Below are 17,063 nucleotides of genomic sequence, written 5' to 3' on the forward strand. Positions count from 1 at the left end.
TTCCTTTCAGGGTCGATGTGCGCGGTTACGACCAGTTATCGTCACTATCGCGGCCGAACAGCATCGCCGACCCGAGGACGACTGCGAACCACGTCAGGGCCTCCTCCGCCGCCGGTGACGACGGGAGCGGGCGGTCCACGGCGGTCCGGTAGACGAGGAAGTAGTCACCGTCGAGTTCGAACACTCTCGCGCCCGCTCCCGTTGACCAGAGTTCGTGGTCCGCCGTCGCCGACCCGTCTTCGATAGCCGCCCACGCGGTCGGATATTGGTCTGGGGGGCGAGCGAGATGGTCCAGCGCCGCCGCGGCCGAGACGCGCGCCGTCGAGAGGACGTACCGGCCGTCCTCCCACGTCGATTCGCGCTCGAAGACCCGGCCGTCGTAGTAGACGAGATACAGTTCGTCGGCGTCGAGGTGCCCGGAGCCGAATTTCACGTCGGGGTGGTCCACCGTGAGCGTCCCGTTCAGGGTCGCTGCCTCCAGCGCGCAGTAGCGCGTCACCGACGACCCGAGCGAGCAGGCGAAGCCGTCGATGCCGTACCACAGGCCGGAGCGAGCGTCGCGGTCGGGCACGACGATTCGGTTGTCCTCGACCCCGATTTCGGCGGACTCGTAGGTGTACGTCGGTCCGGTGAGTCCGAGCGCCGGCCCCCAAAGCGGCGTGAAAATCAGGAGGACCGCGAGGCCGAGTCGGAGATGTTCGGTGGAGGGCTGTCGCATGGCGCTCCCTTCCGAACCATCGAAGAAAGTCGTTCCGCTGTCAGGTTCGGCGGGCGGCTGTTATCGGTTCTGGTGTCGCAGTCGTCTCGGGTATCGTCGTCGCTCCCAGCGTCGAGTCGGCGGAGCGAATCGGCGAAATCCGACGGGAGACGCGGCGTGTCGCTGACGCGTCGGCAGACACACACCTTCGCGCGCGAGGGCGCTCACCCGCCCGCCCGTATCCGCGCGCGTTGAGGCCGCTACTGCACGAATTCGGCACGAAAGGTTTAGGACACCCCACGTCATATCGCCGCTCAATGAGCAGGGGTCCGGAACTCATCATCACGGAGAAGGACAACGCCGCGAGGCGCATCGCCGACATCCTGAGCGGCGAGACCGCCGAGGCGGAGCGAATGAACGGCGTGAACGTCTACAAGTGGGGCGGCAAGCGCTGCATCGGGCTGTCGGGCCACGTCGTCGGCGTGGACTTCCCGCCGGAGTACAACGACTGGCGCGACGTGGAGCCGGTCGAACTCATCGGCGCGCCCGTCGAGAAACACCCCACGCAGGAGAACATCGTCGCCGCGCTCCGCCGGCTCGCCCGCCGCGCGGGGAAGGTCACCATCGCGACCGACTACGACCGCGAGGGCGAACTCATCGGCAAGGAGGCGTACGAACTCGTCCGCGACGTCAACGAGGACGTGCCCGTCGACCGCGTGCGGTTTTCCTCGATTACGAACCGCGAGGTGACGGAAGCCTTCGAGAATCCCGACGACCTCGACTTCGACCTCGCCGCCGCGGGCGAGGCCCGACAGATTATCGACCTCGTCTGGGGCGCGGCGCTCACGCGCTTCCTCTCGCTTTCGGCCCGCCAGCTCGGCAACGACTTCATCTCGGTCGGTCGCGTGCAGGGGCCGACGCTGAAGCTCATCGTCGACCGCGAGCGCGAGATCGATGCGTTCGACCCCGAGGACTACTGGGAGCTGTTCTCCAAGCTGACGAAGGACGCCGACGGCGACGCGGAGTCCTTCGAGGCGCAGTACTTCTACCTCGACGACGACGGCACCGAAGCCGAGCGCATCTGGAACGAGGAGGACGCGGAGGAAGCCTACCAGACGCTCCTCGGCGTCGAGGCCGCGGAAGTCGCGTCGGTCAACCGCCGCACGCGGACCGACACGCCGCCCGCGCCGTTCAACACCACGCAGTTCATCCGCGCCGCCGGCTCTATCGGCTACTCCGCCCAGCGGGCGATGAGCATCGCCGAAGACCTCTACACGGCCGGCTACATCACCTACCCGCGGACCGACAACACGGTGTACCCCGACGACCTCGACCCGCGCGAACTGCTCGGCGCGTTCGAGGGCGACCGCCGGTTCAAGGAGGACGCCGAGTCCCTCCTCGAACAGGAGGAAATCGAGCCGACCGAAGGCGACAACGAGACGACCGACCACCCGCCGATTCACCCGACCGGCGAACTCCCCTCGGCGTCCGACCTCTCGGACGACGAGTGGGACGTGTACGAACTCGTCGTCCGGCGCTTCTTCGCCACCGTCGCCGAGGACGCCGTCTGGGAGCACCTCCGCGTCGTCGCAGAGGTCGAGGGCCTGTCGCTGAAGGCCAACGGCAAGCGCCTGCTCGAAGCGGGCTACCACGACGTCTACCCGTACTTCAACTCCACCGAGTCGTTCGTGCCGGACGTCGAGGAAGGCGAGTCGCTCGTGCTGTCCGACACGCACCTCGACGCCAAGCAGACCCAGCCCCCGCGGCGCTACGGCCAGTCGCGGCTCATCGAGACGATGGAACAGATGGGCATCGGGACGAAGGCGACCCGCCACGACGTGATTCAGAAGCTCTACGACCGCGGCTACATCGAGAGCGACCCGCCGCGGCCGACCCGTCTCGCCCGGGCCGTCGTGGAGGCCTCCGAGGACTTCGCGAAGCTCATCGTCAGCGAGGAGATGACCTCGCAGCTCGAATCCGACATGCTGGCTATCGCCCGCGGCGAGGCCACCCTCGAAGACGTGACCGAGGAGTCCAAAGAGATGCTCGGAGAGGTGTTCGAGGGACTGATGGAGTCCCGCGAGGAACTCGGGAAACAACTGCAGGACTCGCTGAAGGCGGACAAGACCGTCGGCACCTGCCCCGACTGTGGCGGCGACCTCGTCGTCAGAAAGAGCCGCCGCGGCTCGTACTTCATCGGCTGTGACTCCTACCCCGACTGCACTCACACGCTCCCGCTCCCCTCCACGGGCAAGCCGCTCATCATGGAGGAGTCCTGCGAGGAACACGACCTCCACCACATCAAGATGCTCGCCGGGCGCAAGACGTTCGTCCACGGCTGTCCGCTCTGTAAGGCCGAGGAGGCCGACGAGGAAGACGACCTCGTCATCGGGACGTGTCCGGAGTGCGGCGACGAAGAAGGCGGAGAGCTAGCTATCAAGCGCCTCCGCTCCGGGTCCCGGCTCGTCGGCTGTACCCGCTACCCGGACTGCGACTACTCGCTGCCGCTCCCCCGCCGCGGCGACATCGAGGTGACAGACGAGTCCTGCGAGGAACACGACCTCCCGGAACTCCGGATCACCTACGAGGGCGACCGCGAACCGTGGGAACTCGGCTGTCCCATCTGCAACTACCGCGAGTACCAGGCCCAGCAGAACGGCGAGGGCGGCTCCGAGTTAGAGAGCATCAGCGGCATCGGCGCGAAGACCGCCGAGAAGCTGAAAGACGCCGGCATCGAGGACGTGAAGACGCTGAAGGCGTCTGAGCCCGACGACATCGCGGCGAAAGTCGACGGCGTGGGTGCGGATACGGTTCGGAAGTGGCAGACTGCGGCGGACTAGTTCTCCGACCAAACGTAGCGTTTTTTCCGGCCGTTTTCGACCGAGACTTCGGGGAGCCGGGCGAGCCAAACGCCGACAGAACTCCCCCGGCGTTTCGCGCTACTCCGAGATAGCTCCGACTCGGACGCGATGAAATCAACGAGATCGCTGTGTCCGAACGATCCCAATTCCGCGAGCGAATCGCAGATTCGCTCGATTATCTCCGCGTTTCGAATCCCGCCGAGAAGAGAGGATTCGGCCTCGTCTTCGAGGTCCGCGGTTCGATAGGCGACGTACCGAGCGCCGCTTCGGGTGAGCGACCAGCGGCGCTGTCTGTGGGTGCCCTCGTCGGGCCACTCTTGATGAACGAACCCGAGAATCCAGCCCGCAATCGCGTACAGGTCCGCGTGACGGGCCGAGACGTTCGCGTACGCGACGATGTCGTCTTTCGTTCCGCGGGTGTCGCCGATAGCCGAGAGAACGGTATCCAGCGTTTCGAACGAATTGGCGAGTGGGATTCGCTTAGATGGTATCGCACCCACCTCATCGGGCTCTCCAAACAGGCTCCAAAACCCATCGTCGGGCTCGAACTGAGCACTCTGCCGGCGGACGCCGACGCGAAGGTCAACCATCGACTCGAACAGCGAGGGGCCGTCCACCAGGTGGATTCCCGCCCGTTCGGCGCTTTCGGCGGCCGGTGTGGTGAACGAACTCGTCGTGATAACCGTCCCGGTGTCGCATCCCGTGTCGGCCAGCGCGCCCTGAAATCGCTGTATCGCGGGCGAACCGACCGTATTGCTCGGGTCGTACCGCTTCGCTTGAACGCCGAGCGAAACGTCCAGAAGCGGGTTACTGACGCGACCGTCGATATCGATGCCACCGTCCTGCCGGAACGCGGTTACCGAGAACTGCGCCGGGGGAAGCGACTCCGTGAGCACCGACTCGCAAAGTAGCTCGAACTCCTCCGCGGACAGGGCCATCGCTTGGCGTTCGACGTACTCAGTCGCCGCGACAGCGTTCATCGTACTCCGAAGTTGGTGACAGGTCGGTTAAAATTCACTCTTGGCCGTATGTACGTCCAGTCCATCCGCACGCTTTTTACGCCCCCTCAAGCATAGAGCGACCAATGAGCTATCCGTGGGAAGACTGGGATCATATCACCAAAATCGACCCGGACAAGGACCTCGCCGACGGCGAGACGTTCGAAGACGTGTGTGAGACGGGCACCGACGCCCTCGAAATCGGCGGGACGCTCGACATCACAGAAGAGAAGATGGAGCGCGTCATCGAGGCGACCGCGAAGTACGACGTGCCAATCTACCAGGAGCCGTCGAACCCCGGCGTCGTCATCGACGACGACGCGCTGGACGGCTATCTCATCCCGACGGTGTTCAACGCGAGCGACTCGTTTTGGATCACCGGCGCGCACAAGGAGTGGGTCCGCATCGAAGACGGCCTGGACTGGGACCGCACCCACACCGAGGCGTACATCGTGTTGAACCCCGAGTCGTCGGTCGCCGAGTACACCGACGCCGACACCGACCAGTCCGCGGAGGACGTGGCCTCGTTCGCCCGCGTCGCCGAGAAGATGTTCGGGCAGAAAATCATCTACGTCGAGTATTCGGGCACCTACGGCGACCCCGAGAAGGTCGGCGCGGCGCACGACGCGCTCGACGAGGCGACGCTGTTCTACGGCGTTTTTTTTTTCAAGCAGAAGACGGCATACGAGATGGGCCAGCACGCTGACGCGGTCGTCGTCGGCAACCTCCTGCACGACGAGGGCGTCGACGCGGTGCGCGAGACGGTCGAAGGCGCGAAGGACGCGACGGCCGAACTCGTCGCCGAGTAATCCCCACGGGCGCGGTTTCTGTTTCTACGCCGACTTCAGCGACTCCGCCGACTCCGCGTTCACGCCGTCGGCGTGCGAATCGCGAGTCGCGTCGACGCGGCGAGCCGTTACAGCCGGGGCGCCGCGGCCGAGGAGCGTCGCCGACACGACGAGAAAGAGGAACGACGCGAGCGCGGCGAGGACGGTCCCGGCGACCGGCACCGAAGCACAGAGGAAGACGAGCAGACGGGCGACGAAGACGACGAGCGCGACGGCCGAGGCGACGCGGACGAACGAGCGGTCGAACGCGAGGTCGCGCACCGCGGGCACCGATGCGGCGAGCGACCCCTCGCGGGCGAGGGCGACCGTCGCCACGAGCGAGAGATACGACCCCGCCAGCGAGGCGAGGCCGGCCGCGACGAGTCCGGCGGTGTCGAGCGCGGTGAGGCCGAGAAGCCCGAGCATCTCCGGGTGGGTCGCGTACGAGAGCATCGCAATCGACGGCCCCGGCCCCGGAAGGGCGGCGGTCGCGAGGGCGAGCGCGGGGAGTTGGAGCGCGACGAGCGCGCCCGAGAGACGAGCGCCGTCGACGGCCATGCCGGTGAGGTCGTCGAACGACGGGAGCGCGGTCGCCTCGCGGTCGCCGGCGCGAACGAGGCGGACGACGTAGCCCGCGAGCAGAATACCCGCGAGCGGCGTGGCGACCGACGCGAGCGTCGAGAGGACGCCGATGACGGCCGTATCGAGCGAGGTGTCTTCGGCGAGCGGGAGTGCGAACGCGGCTTCGAGGTCTGAAACGTCCATGTCCGAGTCGAGGTGGCCGCGGATTCGCATATAAACCTCAGCGTCGGAACCGTCACGGTAGCCCGACGCGCATCCGGTTCACTCCTCGCTCGTCGGTTCGCCGTCCCAGTAGCCGACTTCGGCGTCTCGCGGGTAGTAGCCGTGGAGCGTCCGGGCGTTCTTGTCGCCGCCCGGCGGCGCGCCGCAGAACACGCCGACTTTGTCGGAGTCCGGGTAGACCGTCACGTCGGGGTGGTTCATCGTCGAGAGCGCGAGGTACCGGAGCGGTTCGTCGCCGTCGTTCTCGATTTGCCTGACGTAGTCTTCCCCCGCGGGGAGCGCGACGTAGGTGTCCGGTTCGAGGTCGAGGTCGGCCGCGCCCTCTCGCGTCCGGAGCGCCCCCGACCCCGAGAGCACGTACAGCGCCTCCTCGTTGCCCTCGTGGTAGTGCGTCGGCCACGGCCGCTTGCCGGGCGGGACTTCGTAGAGCGAACAGCCGAGGTCGCGGCCGCCGGCGCGGTCCGCGAGTCGCTTCCGGCGGAACGCGAAGCGGTCGCCCCGCCCGCTTTCGGACCAGTCGAGGTCGGCGGCGCGGGCGGCGGTCGGTGCCGGGTCGGACTCCGAGGGTGCGTCCGGTGAGTCGGGAGCCATACCGGGGTGACGCGCGCCGCGGACTAAGTACCGCGGGACCGACTGCCACGGGAAGTCGTGTCTCGCGTTCGACTCGCCGCGTGCGAGACTGGACGGTCGAACGCCTCAGAGCGAGGCGAAGACACGATGTTTAAGACGAACGGTCGGGAACCACGTCGTATGCGAAACCGAACGTACACGGCCGACGCCGAGCCCGGTGACACGGTCACCGTCGCCGGCTGGGTCCACGAAATCCGTGACCTCGGCGGCATCGCGTTTCTGATTCTCCGGGACACCTCCGGCAAGATTCAGGTCAAGTTCGAGAAGGACGAGATGGACGACGACCTCGTCGAGACGGGTCTCGGCGTCCACCGCGAGAGCGTCATCTCCGTGACCGGCGAGGTCGCCGAAGAGCCGCGCGCGCCGACGGGCGTCGAGGTCACGCCCGAGAGCCTCGACGTCATCGCCGAGGCCGAGGCGCAGCTCCCGCTCGACCCCTCCGGCAAGGTCGACGCCGAGCTCTCGACGCGCCTCGACAACCGCACGCTCGACCTCCGCAAGGACGAGGTCAAGGCCATCTTCGAGATTCGCGCCGAGGTCCAGCGCGCCGTCCGCGAGCAGTTCCGCGACCTCCGCGCCACCGAGATCAACACGCCGAAAATCGTCGCCACGGGGACCGAGGGCGGCACCGAGCTCTTCCCCATCACGTACTTCGGCAAGGAGGCGTTCATGAACCAGTCGCCCCAGCTGTTCAAACAGCTGATGGTCGGCTCCGGTCTGGAGCGCGTCTTCGAGGTCGGCCCCATCTTCCGCGCCGAAGAGCACAACACGCCCCGCCACCTCAACGAGGCGACCTCCATCGACTTCGAATCCGCCTTCATCGACCACACGGAGGCGATGGACGTGTGTGAGGCCGTCGTCACGGCCGCCTACGAGGCCGTCGAGGAGAACTGTCAGGACGAGCTCGAAGCGCTCGGTCTCGAAGACGAGTTCGAAGCGCCGTCCGGTGAGTTCCCGCGGCTCACCTACGAGGAGGCCATCCAGCGCATCAACGCCACGGGCGAACTCGACGAACAGCTCGTCTGGGGCGACGACCTCCCCACCGAGGGCGAGAAGGCGCTCGGCGAGGACGTCGGCGAGCACTACTTCATCACCGACTGGCCCAGCGAAATCAAGCCGTTCTACATCAAGGACCACGACGACGACGAGACGCTCTCGACGGGCTTCGACATGATGCACCCGAACATGGAACTCGTCTCGGGCGGCCAGCGTGAACACCGCTTCGACCACCTCGTCGCCGGCTTCGAACAGCAGGGCCTCGACCCCGACGCGTTCGAGTACTACACGAAGATGTTCAAGTACGGCATGCCCCCGCACGCCGGCTTCGGGCTCGGCGGCGAGCGACTCATCATGACGATGCTCGGACTGGAGAACATCCGGGAAGCTGTTCTGTTCCCACGAGACAGACAACGCCTGAGTCCGTAGACGAAGGCGCAACACGAGCACGGGAGCCGGGAGCGGCTTTGCCGCGACCGAGTTCCCGCGAGACCGCCACCGTCTGAGCCGTAGGGCGAAGACGTGGCGAGCCAACGAGACGGGCGCACGCGAGTCTCGTCGGACCGCCAGCGCCTGTCGTCTTAAGCGACGACACGCCGGGCCGCCAGCGCCTGTCGTCTTAAGCGACGACACGCCCACTGACGCGCCTCATTTTTTGCGAAACAGTCGTTAGCTCTCGGACACGTTAGAGCACTATGCACGCACGTCGTCGCGGGGGCAACCGTTGACCGACGCGGAGCGCGTCGTCGACGACGACGCCGAAGGAGACGAGGACTCGTCGCTCGAACAGTTGGTCGCCGGCGTCGTCGTGGCGCTCATCTTTCTGGTCGGCTTCGGCCTGCTCGCGCTCGGGGAGTCGTGGTTCTGGGTCGTCTTCCCGGTCGGCTTCGCGGGCGTGCTCCCCGCCGCGCTCGCCCTCGCGCGCATCTACGAGTCCCGCCGCGGCGACGGCGCGGACGAGTCGACGACGGAGACCGAAGACGCGCTCGAAGCGCTCCGGCGGCGCTACGCGACCGGCGAACTCTCCGAGGATGAGTTCGAGGCGAAAGTCGAGCGACTGTTGGAGACCGAGACGGTCACCGATGCCCGGGAGTCAGCCGCGGCACGCCGGCGCGAGGGCGAGGCAGGCGAGGCGGAGCGAGAGCGGGAGTTCGACCGCGATTGAGCGCGAACCGCGAACGAGGCGGGTGGGGCTCGGACGCGACGAAACGCAACACCGTTAACCGACCCCCGCCGTAGAACCACCGATGAGCGACGACGCGACGGCGTTCGTACCCGGTCACGTCACGGGCTTTTTCAGCGCCCACCCCGCCGACGACCCGGCGGTCGCCGGCTCTCGCGGCGCGGGACTGACGCTCTCTCACGGCGTCACCGTGACGGTCGAACCGGCGCAGGAGACCACCGTCAGCCTCGACGGCGAGGCGGTCGAGATGCCCCCCGTCGCGGACGTGCTTCGGGCGCTCGACGCGACGGCCGCCGTCGACGCCGAAAGCGACCTCCCGCTCGGCGCGGGCTTCGGCGTCTCGGGGGCGATGGCGCTCGGGACGGCGCTCGCGGCGAACGCGGTCTTCTCCTGCGGCCGGTCGGAAAACGAACTCGTCACGCTCGCCCACGTCGCTGAGGTTCGCGCGGGGACCGGCCTCGGAGACGTGGTCGCGCAGGCCCGCGGCGGGATGCCGATTCGGATCGACCCCGGCGCGCCGGCCCACGGTCGGATGGACGGCATCCCCGCGCGCCCCGAAATCGAGTACGTCGCGTTCGGCGGCCTCTCGACGGCCGACGTGCTGTCCGGGGACACGACGGCGCTCACCGCCGCCGGCGAGACGGCCCTCGAAGAACTCCGCGCCGAGCCGACGCTCGACCGCTTCGTCGCCGAGTCGCGGCGGTTCGCCCGCGACGCCGGTTTACTGACCGACCGGGTCGAAGCCGCCATCGACGACGTGCGCGCGGCCGGCGGCGACGGGTCGATGGCGATGCTGGGCGAGACGGTGTTCGCGGTCGGGTCGGGGCTGTCGGACGCCGGCTACGACCCAGAGCGCTGCCGCGTCCACCCCGCGGGCGCGACGCTGCTGAGCGAGTAGGCGGCCGCGAAGGCTCTTGGACGGTCGGCGTCGTTTCGGGGCCCCGCCCGTCCCGATGAGAAAACGTGTTACTGCCGCGGCGACGACCCACCACCAATGAGCGACATCGAGATTCCCGAGAGCCACCCGAGATACCAGTCGCTTCTCACCCGCCACCGCATCGAGGAGGGCGTCGAGAAGGGTATCACGAGCCGGCAGGGACTCATCGCGCAGGGGCGCGGCGAGGCGTTCGACTACCTCCTCGGCGAGCGGACGATTCCGAGCGCGGACGAGGCGGCGCGGGCGGCCGCGGCGCATCTCCTGCTCGCGGACCAGCCGGTCATCTCCGTCAACGGGAACGTCGCGGCGCTCTGTCCCGGCGAAATCGTCGACCTCGCCGAGGCCGTCGACGCCGACATCGAGGTGAACCTGTTCAACCGCACCGACGAGCGCATGCGGGCCATCGTGGACCACCTGCGCGACCACGGCGCGAGCGAGGTGAAGGGCCTCGCCGCCGACGGGCGGATTCCGGGCATCGACCACGAGCGCGCGAAAGTCGACGCCGACGGCATCGGGAGCGCCGACGTGGTCGTCGTCCCGCTGGAGGACGGCGACCGGGCCGAGGCGCTCGGCGCGATGGACAAAGTCGAAATCGTCGTCGACCTCAACCCGATGTCGCGGTCGGCGCAGGTCGCGACGGTCCCCATCGTCGACAACATCGTGCGCGCCGTGCCGAACGTCGCGGCTCACGCCCGCGACCTGCGGGACGCGGGCGCGACGCGCGAGGAACTGGAAGCCATCGTCGCCGACTTCGACGCCGACGCCGCCCTCGACGCCGCCGAACGCGCGATTCGGAGCGGAAGCGACGAGTGAGGAGCGGGCGAGACCAGACCGGTCGCAAAGCTATTTCTGGGCGACATGTGTCGTGTCGATATGGACCGTCAGCGAACCCTCGCAGTCGTTATGGCAGTCGCCGGCTTCGGAGCCGTCGTCGTCGGAATCCATCAGGAACTGCTCCACGTGGCACCGGGATACGACGGGACGATAACGACGGGGTGGGGCGGCCGGCTCAACCACGAGGAGTACCTGCTGGCGCGGCTCGGGGGCGTCGGCGTCGTCGGGGCGCTGGCCGCACTCCGATGGAAGTACGCCGCGGTCCTCCCAGTCGCGGTCGGCGGCGTCGAAATCGGCTATTCGCTCGTGGCCGTGTCCCACTACGTCCGTGACCCGGGGCTTTACACCACGGTCCAGACGTTCGACGGGACGACGCGACTCGTCCTCGGCGCGGAACCGTTCTTGCTCGTCGCCGGCGGCCTCCTGCTTTTCGGTGCCGGCCTCGTCGCGTGGCGGTCTCACGGTGGGCGCGCCGCGACCCGCGACGCGGCGACAGAGGCCTCCGCGAACGCCTGACGGTCGAACACACAGAATCCGCGGCGTTCCGGCGACCGCGATGGGTACCGGTCGGCGAACCTCCGTCACCGACCGAACCGTGCCGCCCGTCGCTCGTTACCGGCCTCGATTCGGCGCGCGCGGTCACAGAAAATATTCGTACGTTGACGAGTATGGTGTGAGTATGCCCTCCAGCGACGCGCGCGGCCCGGACAGCCCGGACGCCGACGACAAGACCGACGAGGACGACGAGAGGGAAAAGACGATTTTAGACCGCCTCGTGGACGTGCTGTGGATTCTCCCGTGGTGAGCGCCGCTAGCTGAACCCGCTTACCAGCACCGCGAACCACTGCGCCGGGTCGCGTCGCCGCCGCACCTCGACCGTATCGACCCACTTGACCCACTGGAACCCGCGGCGGTTCGGCGCGACCAGTCGGAGCGGCGCGCCGTGGCCGTGCGAGAGCGGTTCGCCGCCGACGCGCGTCGCCAACAGCATCTCGCGGGCCTCCGCGATGGGAAACGACCAGCGAAAGCCCGTCACCGACCGGACCGTCACCCACCGCGCCGACGAGTGAAAACCCGCGGTATCGAGCGCGTCGCCGAGTCTGACGCCGGTCCAGTTCTGCTCGGTGTACCATCCGCTCGTGCAGTCCAAGAGGGCCGACCGCGTCTCGTCGGGCGCGAGGTCCGACCGGTCGAGTTCGAGCGGGCGGTCGACCAGTCCCGCGACCGAAAGCGACCACGAGTCGGGGTCGACGGGGTCGGGGTCGTCGGCGACCCAACTCGTCACCGGAAAGGCGTCGTTGCCCTCGCCGGGCGGGAGCGGCCGCGACCCGGTGAACCAACGGCCGACGCCCCGGAGCGCCCCCATCGTCTCGGTCGCCCGGTAGGTCGCCGCGCCGAAGACGAGTATCGCGCCGTACTGGAGCGCCCGGCGTCGCTCCGCGAAGTCGACCCGGCGGGGCGGGCGGAAGCGCGCCCGAAGGTGGACGAAAAGAATCGGAACCACGAGCAGGCCGAAGCCGATGTGGACGTTGAGAAGCGTCCAGAACGCGATTCGGACCTCGACGCCGAGCACCCACGCGACGCCGGTGCCGAGGGCCGCGAGCGCGACGACCGCGAGGACGACCGAGAGCGCGGTGTGGCGGTCGCGGAGCCGCGAGTCGAGGACGCGGCGGCGGACGCGGTGGAGCTTGAACCCGACGAGAACGACGAGCGAGAGTCCGGCGACGCCGTGGACGACGAACAGGAGGCCGTTGGCCGGGTGGCCGGCCCCGAGGCTCAGCACGCCCGAAAGCGCCTCGAAGACGACGAGCGCGAAGATGGACCAGTCGACCGCCCGCGGCGGCGGTTCGACTCGCCGGAGCGCGCGGGCCGCGCGGCTTGCCATGTGAAGTGATAGCGCTTCAAGCGGGAATAGGGTGTCGCGGGAGGCGACGAGAACGGGGACGGGGCGGAGACGAGCGCGAAAACCGAGCGGAGACGGCTCAGTCGTCGGCCGTCAGCGCCGCGGGGAGGTCCGCCGGGAGGCGGTCGCGGTCGTGTTCCGCGTCGAAGTCGAGGTCGGGGCCGACGCCGTAGATGCGCTTGGGGTTGATGTCGCCGTGGCTGACGAAGTAGTGCCGGACGATGTGGTCCATGTTGACCGTCTTTGCGACGCCGGGGAGTTGGTAGAACTCCTTCGTGTAGTTCCAGAGGTTATCGTACTCGTGGATAGCCCTCTTGTTGCACTTGAAGTGCGTGTGGTAGACGTGGTCGAAGCGGATGAGCGTCGCGAACATCGCGATGTCCGCCTCGGTGAGCACGTCGCCCGCGAGGAACCGCTGGTCGTCGAGCACCTCGTCCCAGTGGTCCAGCGCGTCGAACAGCTCCTCGACGGCCTCCTCGTAGGCTTCTTGGGTGGTTGCGAACCCGGCGCGGTAGACGCCGTTGTTGACCGGCTCGTAAATTTCGTCGATGAGGCGGTCGACCTCCTCTTCGTAGCCGTCGGGGTTGAGGTCCACGTCGTGCTCTGCGAGGGGGGCGAACGCCTCGTCGAGCATCCGCATGATTTCGCGGGACTCGTTGTTGACGATGGTCTCGCGCCGTTTGTCCCACAGCACGGGGACGGTGACGCGCCCGGTGAACTCGTCGTCGGCGCGGAGGTAGATATCGCGGAGGAACCCCTCGCCGTACAGCGGGTCCGGGAGGTCCTCGGAGAACTCCCAGCCGTCGTCGATGCGGACGGGTTCGACGAGCGACAGCGAAACCGCGTCTTCGAGGCCCTTCAGCGCGCGCGTCATCGCGGTGCGGTGGGCCCACGGACACGCCCGGCAGATGTAGAGGTGGTACCGACCGGCCTCGACCGGGAACCGCTCGTCCTCGCCGACCCAGTTGCGGAAGTCGGTCGTCTGGCGCTCGAACTCGCCGTCCTCGTTGTTGGCGACGAACTTGTCGGTCCGCCACTCGCCTTCGTAGAGCATGTTCATGCGACCACGACCTGGAGTGCTTGCATAGCCGTCCGTTGGGACGTGACCACCAAAAGTTGGGAGGCGACATCGGTGTAACCGGTCGGCAAACTGGGTCGCCATCGCGCGGCCGCCGCTACATGTTTGATTTCCATCACAAACGGGGCACGCCCATGTTATTCGATTGCACAGTCACATCCGCGAGACAGACTCGATAACTGCCACGTTGAGAAAAAGTCATCATAGATTATGGCATTTGTTGGTACGTCGCATGGTGGTACTAGACATCGAGACGGAGGATGGACAGCGCGAGGCGCTTCGCCGGATGCTCACGATTCGGGCGTTCGACACGAAGGCGGCCGACCTATTCAGCGACGGCGAACTCCCCGGGTTCGTCCACCTCTACGTCGGTGAGGAAGCGGTCGGGGTCGGCGCGTGTTCGGCCCTCGAATCGGACGACTACATCACGAGCACCCACAGGGGTCACGGCCACTGTATCTCGAAGGGACTCGACCCGGACCTGATGATGGCCGAACTGTTCGGGAAGGCAAACGGCTACTGCAACGGCAAAGGCGGGTCGATGCACATCGCGGACGTCGACGCGGGGATGCTCGGGGCGAACGGCATCGTCGGCGCGGGGCCGCCGCTGGCGACGGGTGCCGCGCTCACCTCGCACCTGAAAGGCGAAGACACCGTCGCGCTGGCGTTCTTCGGCGACGGCGCGGTCGCACAGGGACAGGTCCACGAGGCCATCAACCTCGCGGCGACGTGGAACCTGCCGGCGGTGTTCCTCGTCGAGAACAACCAGTACGGCGAGGCGACGCCCGTCGAGAAACAGCACAACGTCCAGAACCTCAGCGAGACCGCGGAGGCGTACAACATCCCCGGTTTCACCGTCGACGGGATGGACATCACCGCCGTCTACGAGGCCGTCAAGGAGGCGCGCAAGCGGGCCGCCGACGGCGAGGGGCCGACGTTCATCGAGGCCGAGACGTATCGGTACCACGGCCACTTCGAGGGCGACCAACAGCCGTATCGGACCGAGGAGGACGTGGCGATCTGGAAGGACCGCGACGCCATCGAGACGTTCAAGCGACGGCTCGTAGAGGCGGGAACGATAACCGAAGACGAGTTCGACGAGATGAAAGCCGAAATCGACCAGCAGATCGAAGACGCCGTCGGAAAGGCGAAAGAGGCGGCGTATCCGGACCCCAGCGAGGCGTACGAGGACATGTTCAACGCGGCCGTCCCGGAGATAAGCGACTTTTCCAGCGGGATGCGGGCCGACGGAGGTGAGGACCGATGAGCACCGAGACCGAAAGCGGAACCGGCCCGGACCAGACGAAGGAGATGACCATCCGGGAGGCGATTCGGCTCGCCCTCCGCGAGGAGCTCGACCGCGACGACGACGTGTTCGTCATGGGCGAGGACGTCGGGAAGTTCGGCGGCGTCTACGAGGTCACGGGTGACCTCGTCGAGCAGTTCGGCGAGGAGCGCGTCCGCGACACGCCCATCAGCGAGGCCGGCTTCATGGGCGCGGCGGTCGGCGCGGCGGCGACCGGGACGCGGCCGGTCGTCGAAATCATGTTCTCGGACTTCATCGGCGTCTGCTCCGAACAGATAATCAACCAGATGGCGAAGAACCGCTACATGTTCGGCGGCAAGACGGAGATGCCCGTCACCGTCCGAACGACCGAGGGCGGCGGCAGCGGCGCGGCCAGCCAGCACTCCGGGACGATTCACACGTGGTTCGCCCACTTCCCCGGCGTGATGGCCGTCGCGCCCGCGACGCCGGCGTCCGCCAAGGGCCTGTTGAAGTCGGCCATCCGGTCGGACGACCCGGTCATCGTCTTCGAGAACAAGCAGATATACGAACAGAAGGGCGAGGTCCCGCTCGACGATGACTTCACCATCCCGATCGGCACCGCGAGCGTCGAGCGCGAGGGCGAGGACGTGACCGTCGTCGCCACCCAGCGCATGGTCGGCGAGTCGCTCGAACTCGCCGAGGAACTCGCGGGGCAGACGAGCGTCGAGGTCGTCGACCTCCGGTCGCTCTACCCGATGGACACCGAGACGCTGGTCGAGAGCGTCAAGAAGACCGGCCGCCTCGTCATCGCCGACGAGAGCCCGCTTTCGTACGGGACCCACGCCGAGGTGGCGACGCGCGTCATGGAGAACGCGTTCTACAGCCTCGACGCGCCCATCCAGCGGGTTGGCGTCGCCGACGTTCACATCCCCTTCAGCCCCGCGCTCGAAGAGGAGGTGCTCCCCCACGGCTCCGACGTGGAAGCCGCAATCAACCGCATCGTGTAAGTGACGACCACTATCGGGCTCGTCGTCAACCCCGCCGCCGGCCGCGACATCCGACGGCTCACCGGCGGCGCGAGCGTCAGTAACAACTACGCGAAACGCCGCACCGCGGGCTGCGTCCTCGCGGGGTTGACGCTCGTCGACGACGCGGAGGTGCTGGTCATGCCCGACAACACGGGGCTCGCCGACCGCATCGTCGACGACGCGCCCGACGGTGTCAGCGTCGAGTTCGTAGACATGACGGTCACCGCGTCGGGTCGGGACAGCAGAACGGCCGCGGCCCACTTCGCGGACCACGCCGACGCCGTCGTCGTCCTCGGCGGCGACGGCACGACGCGAGACGTGGCCCAGACCATCGGCGACGTGCCGGTCGTGAGCATCTCGACGGGGACGAACAACGTCGTCCCGACGCCCGTCGACGGCACGGTCGCGGGCGCGGCCGCCGCCCTCGTCGGAAGCGGGGCCGTCTCCGCGGCGGAGGCGACGACGCGCCACGGGACCGTCGAGGTCGACGTCGTCCGGTCCGAGGAGACGACGGTCATCCGCGGCCTCGCCACCGTCGGCGTCCTCGACCGCCCCTTCGTCGGCACGCGGGCGATTCTCGACCCGAGCGACATCGTCGGCGGCGTCGTCTCGCGGTCGTCGCCCGCGGAAATCGGGCTTTCGGGCATCGCCGGCGGTCTCGTCACGCACCGACCTGACGACCCCGGCGGCGTCGGCTTCCGGCTGTCCCGCGACGGGGCTGACGGGACAGACGCGCCGGATGCGGCGGACGCGGCGACCAGCCCGGCCACGACGGTCAGGGCGATTACCGTCCCCGGACGCCTCTCGACGGTCGACGTGGCCGAACACCGCGTCCTCGACGACGGCGAGGACTACGCGTTCGAGGTCGACCGCGGGGTCATAAGCGTCGACGGCGAGCGGGAACACGAGGTGCGAAACGGGACCGTCCGCCTCCGTCCGGTGAGCGACGGCCCGCGACTGGTCGACGTCGAGGCGGTCCTCGAACGGGCGGCCGACGACGGGCGCTTCAGGCTCGGGTGA

The 17,063-nt window shown here is 67.8% G+C and carries 17 protein-coding genes; 11 read left to right on the plus strand and 6 right to left on the minus strand.

Features of this window, described 5'->3' with window-relative positions; all coding sequences use genetic code 11:
• Nucleotides 1-25: 25 nt before the first annotated feature.
• On the minus strand, nucleotides 26-718 hold the full coding sequence (locus BN996_RS11385) for a hypothetical protein (RefSeq protein ID WP_089779108.1): 693 nt from the start codon (nucleotides 716-718) through the stop codon (nucleotides 26-28).
• Between the two features lie 296 nt (nucleotides 719-1,014).
• On the opposite strand from BN996_RS11385, the gene BN996_RS11390 reads away from it, so the two are divergent.
• Nucleotides 1,015-3,537: a DNA topoisomerase I gene (locus BN996_RS11390; RefSeq protein ID WP_089779111.1), complete on the plus strand. Its 2,523-nt coding sequence runs from the start codon at nucleotides 1,015-1,017 to the stop codon at nucleotides 3,535-3,537.
• On the opposite strand, the gene BN996_RS11395 is transcribed toward BN996_RS11390, so the two are convergent.
• Nucleotides 3,534-4,538 (minus strand): restriction endonuclease, encoded by a 1,005-nt coding sequence (locus tag BN996_RS11395; protein ID WP_089779113.1) that lies wholly within the window; start codon nucleotides 4,536-4,538, stop codon nucleotides 3,534-3,536. The genes BN996_RS11390 and BN996_RS11395 overlap by 4 nt on opposite strands.
• Nucleotides 4,539-4,642: 104 nt before the next feature.
• Between BN996_RS11395 and BN996_RS20915 the strand changes: the two genes are divergently transcribed.
• Nucleotides 4,643-5,365, plus strand: coding sequence for a phosphoglycerol geranylgeranyltransferase (locus tag BN996_RS20915; protein ID WP_089779115.1), 723 nt, complete (start codon nucleotides 4,643-4,645; stop codon nucleotides 5,363-5,365).
• Between the two features lie 24 nt (nucleotides 5,366-5,389).
• Here BN996_RS20915 and BN996_RS11405 read toward each other — a convergent pair whose 3' ends face one another.
• Together BN996_RS11405 and BN996_RS11410 are read right to left on the minus strand one after the other, a co-directional pair.
• A complete protein-coding gene (locus BN996_RS11405) occupies nucleotides 5,390-6,148 on the minus strand; it encodes a DUF4013 domain-containing protein (RefSeq protein WP_089779929.1) in 759 nt (252 codons plus the stop codon).
• A gap of 78 nt (nucleotides 6,149-6,226) precedes the next feature.
• Nucleotides 6,227-6,778: a cupin domain-containing protein gene (locus BN996_RS11410; protein ID WP_089779117.1), complete on the minus strand. Its 552-nt coding sequence runs from the start codon at nucleotides 6,776-6,778 to the stop codon at nucleotides 6,227-6,229.
• Between the two features lie 159 nt (nucleotides 6,779-6,937).
• Here BN996_RS11410 and aspS point away from each other — a divergent pair, with 159 nt between their 5' ends.
• The 6 genes from aspS to BN996_RS20685 all read left to right on the plus strand — a co-directional run bounded on the left by aspS (nucleotide 6,938) and on the right by BN996_RS20685 (nucleotide 11,572).
• Entirely contained in the window at nucleotides 6,938-8,242 is a 1,305-nt protein-coding gene (gene aspS / locus BN996_RS11415; RefSeq protein ID WP_004970163.1) for an aspartate--tRNA(Asn) ligase, read from the plus strand.
• A 295-nt stretch (nucleotides 8,243-8,537) separates the two neighbouring features.
• On the plus strand, nucleotides 8,538-8,978 hold the full coding sequence (locus tag BN996_RS11420) for an SHOCT domain-containing protein (protein WP_089779119.1): 441 nt from the start codon (nucleotides 8,538-8,540) through the stop codon (nucleotides 8,976-8,978).
• Between the two features lie 82 nt (nucleotides 8,979-9,060).
• A complete protein-coding gene (locus BN996_RS11425; RefSeq protein ID WP_089779121.1) occupies nucleotides 9,061-9,894 on the plus strand; it encodes a pantoate kinase in 834 nt (277 codons plus the stop codon).
• 96 nt (nucleotides 9,895-9,990) lie between these two features.
• Nucleotides 9,991-10,746, plus strand: coding sequence for a 4-phosphopantoate--beta-alanine ligase (locus BN996_RS11430; RefSeq protein ID WP_089779123.1), 756 nt, complete (start codon nucleotides 9,991-9,993; stop codon nucleotides 10,744-10,746).
• Nucleotides 10,747-10,806: 60 nt separating this feature from the next.
• On the plus strand, nucleotides 10,807-11,283 hold the full coding sequence (locus BN996_RS11435; protein ID WP_089779124.1) for a hypothetical protein: 477 nt from the start codon (nucleotides 10,807-10,809) through the stop codon (nucleotides 11,281-11,283).
• A 163-nt stretch (nucleotides 11,284-11,446) separates the two neighbouring features.
• On the plus strand, nucleotides 11,447-11,572 hold the full coding sequence (locus tag BN996_RS20685) for a hypothetical protein (RefSeq protein WP_264371808.1): 126 nt from the start codon (nucleotides 11,447-11,449) through the stop codon (nucleotides 11,570-11,572).
• A 6-nt stretch (nucleotides 11,573-11,578) separates the two neighbouring features.
• Here BN996_RS20685 and BN996_RS11440 read toward each other — a convergent pair whose 3' ends face one another.
• Both BN996_RS11440 and BN996_RS11445 read right to left on the minus strand, forming a co-directional pair.
• Nucleotides 11,579-12,652: a molybdopterin-dependent oxidoreductase gene (locus BN996_RS11440; RefSeq protein ID WP_089779126.1), complete on the minus strand. Its 1,074-nt coding sequence runs from the start codon at nucleotides 12,650-12,652 to the stop codon at nucleotides 11,579-11,581.
• 97 nt (nucleotides 12,653-12,749) lie between these two features.
• Nucleotides 12,750-13,730 carry a glutathione S-transferase family protein gene (locus BN996_RS11445; protein WP_089779128.1) on the minus strand — a complete coding sequence of 327 codons (981 nt, stop codon included), beginning with the start codon at nucleotides 13,728-13,730 and terminating at the stop codon, nucleotides 12,750-12,752.
• A 250-nt stretch (nucleotides 13,731-13,980) separates the two neighbouring features.
• On the opposite strand from BN996_RS11445, the gene BN996_RS11450 reads away from it, so the two are divergent.
• Genes BN996_RS11450 through BN996_RS11460 form a run of 3 tightly spaced genes read left to right on the plus strand, consistent with a single transcriptional unit; the run spans nucleotide 13,981 to nucleotide 17,063 of the window.
• Nucleotides 13,981-15,015, plus strand: a complete 1,035-nt coding sequence (locus BN996_RS11450; RefSeq protein ID WP_089779130.1) for a thiamine pyrophosphate-dependent dehydrogenase E1 component subunit alpha — start codon at nucleotides 13,981-13,983, stop codon at nucleotides 15,013-15,015.
• Nucleotides 15,012-16,022, plus strand: coding sequence for an alpha-ketoacid dehydrogenase subunit beta (locus BN996_RS11455; RefSeq protein ID WP_089779131.1), 1,011 nt, complete (start codon nucleotides 15,012-15,014; stop codon nucleotides 16,020-16,022). Before BN996_RS11450 ends, BN996_RS11455 begins: the two co-directional genes overlap by 4 nt.
• Nucleotides 16,023-17,063 (plus strand): NAD(+)/NADH kinase, encoded by a 1,041-nt coding sequence (locus tag BN996_RS11460; RefSeq protein WP_089779133.1) that lies wholly within the window; start codon nucleotides 16,023-16,025, stop codon nucleotides 17,061-17,063. It abuts the gene before it with no gap.

The organism is Haloferax massiliensis, from assembly GCF_001368915.1.
GTDB lineage: Archaea > Halobacteriota > Halobacteria > Halobacteriales > Haloferacaceae > Haloferax > Haloferax massiliensis.

Bases quoted from the DNA above. Each gene is read 5' to 3' on its own strand.
- BN996_RS11385 (WP_089779108.1), bottom strand. From the start codon at position 718: ATGCGACAGCCCTCCACCGAACATCTCCGACTCGGCCTCGCGGTCCTC.
- BN996_RS11390 (WP_089779111.1), top strand. From the start codon at position 1,015: ATGAGCAGGGGTCCGGAACTCATCATCACGGAGAAGGACAACGCCGCG.
- BN996_RS11395 (WP_089779113.1), bottom strand. From the start codon at position 4,538: ATGAACGCTGTCGCGGCGACTGAGTACGTCGAACGCCAAGCGATGGCC.
- BN996_RS20915 (WP_089779115.1), top strand. From the start codon at position 4,643: ATGAGCTATCCGTGGGAAGACTGGGATCATATCACCAAAATCGACCCG.
- BN996_RS11405 (WP_089779929.1), bottom strand. From the start codon at position 6,148: ATGGACGTTTCAGACCTCGAAGCCGCGTTCGCACTCCCGCTCGCCGAA.
- BN996_RS11410 (WP_089779117.1), bottom strand. From the start codon at position 6,778: ATGGCTCCCGACTCACCGGACGCACCCTCGGAGTCCGACCCGGCACCG.
- aspS (WP_004970163.1), top strand. From the start codon at position 6,938: ATGCGAAACCGAACGTACACGGCCGACGCCGAGCCCGGTGACACGGTC.
- BN996_RS11425 (WP_089779121.1), top strand. From the start codon at position 9,061: ATGAGCGACGACGCGACGGCGTTCGTACCCGGTCACGTCACGGGCTTT.
- BN996_RS11430 (WP_089779123.1), top strand. From the start codon at position 9,991: ATGAGCGACATCGAGATTCCCGAGAGCCACCCGAGATACCAGTCGCTT.
- BN996_RS11435 (WP_089779124.1), top strand. From the start codon at position 10,807: ATGGACCGTCAGCGAACCCTCGCAGTCGTTATGGCAGTCGCCGGCTTC.
- BN996_RS20685 (WP_264371808.1), top strand. From the start codon at position 11,447: ATGCCCTCCAGCGACGCGCGCGGCCCGGACAGCCCGGACGCCGACGAC.
- BN996_RS11440 (WP_089779126.1), bottom strand. From the start codon at position 12,652: ATGGCAAGCCGCGCGGCCCGCGCGCTCCGGCGAGTCGAACCGCCGCCG.
- BN996_RS11445 (WP_089779128.1), bottom strand. From the start codon at position 13,730: ATGAACATGCTCTACGAAGGCGAGTGGCGGACCGACAAGTTCGTCGCC.
- BN996_RS11450 (WP_089779130.1), top strand. From the start codon at position 13,981: ATGGTGGTACTAGACATCGAGACGGAGGATGGACAGCGCGAGGCGCTT.
- BN996_RS11455 (WP_089779131.1), top strand. From the start codon at position 15,012: ATGAGCACCGAGACCGAAAGCGGAACCGGCCCGGACCAGACGAAGGAG.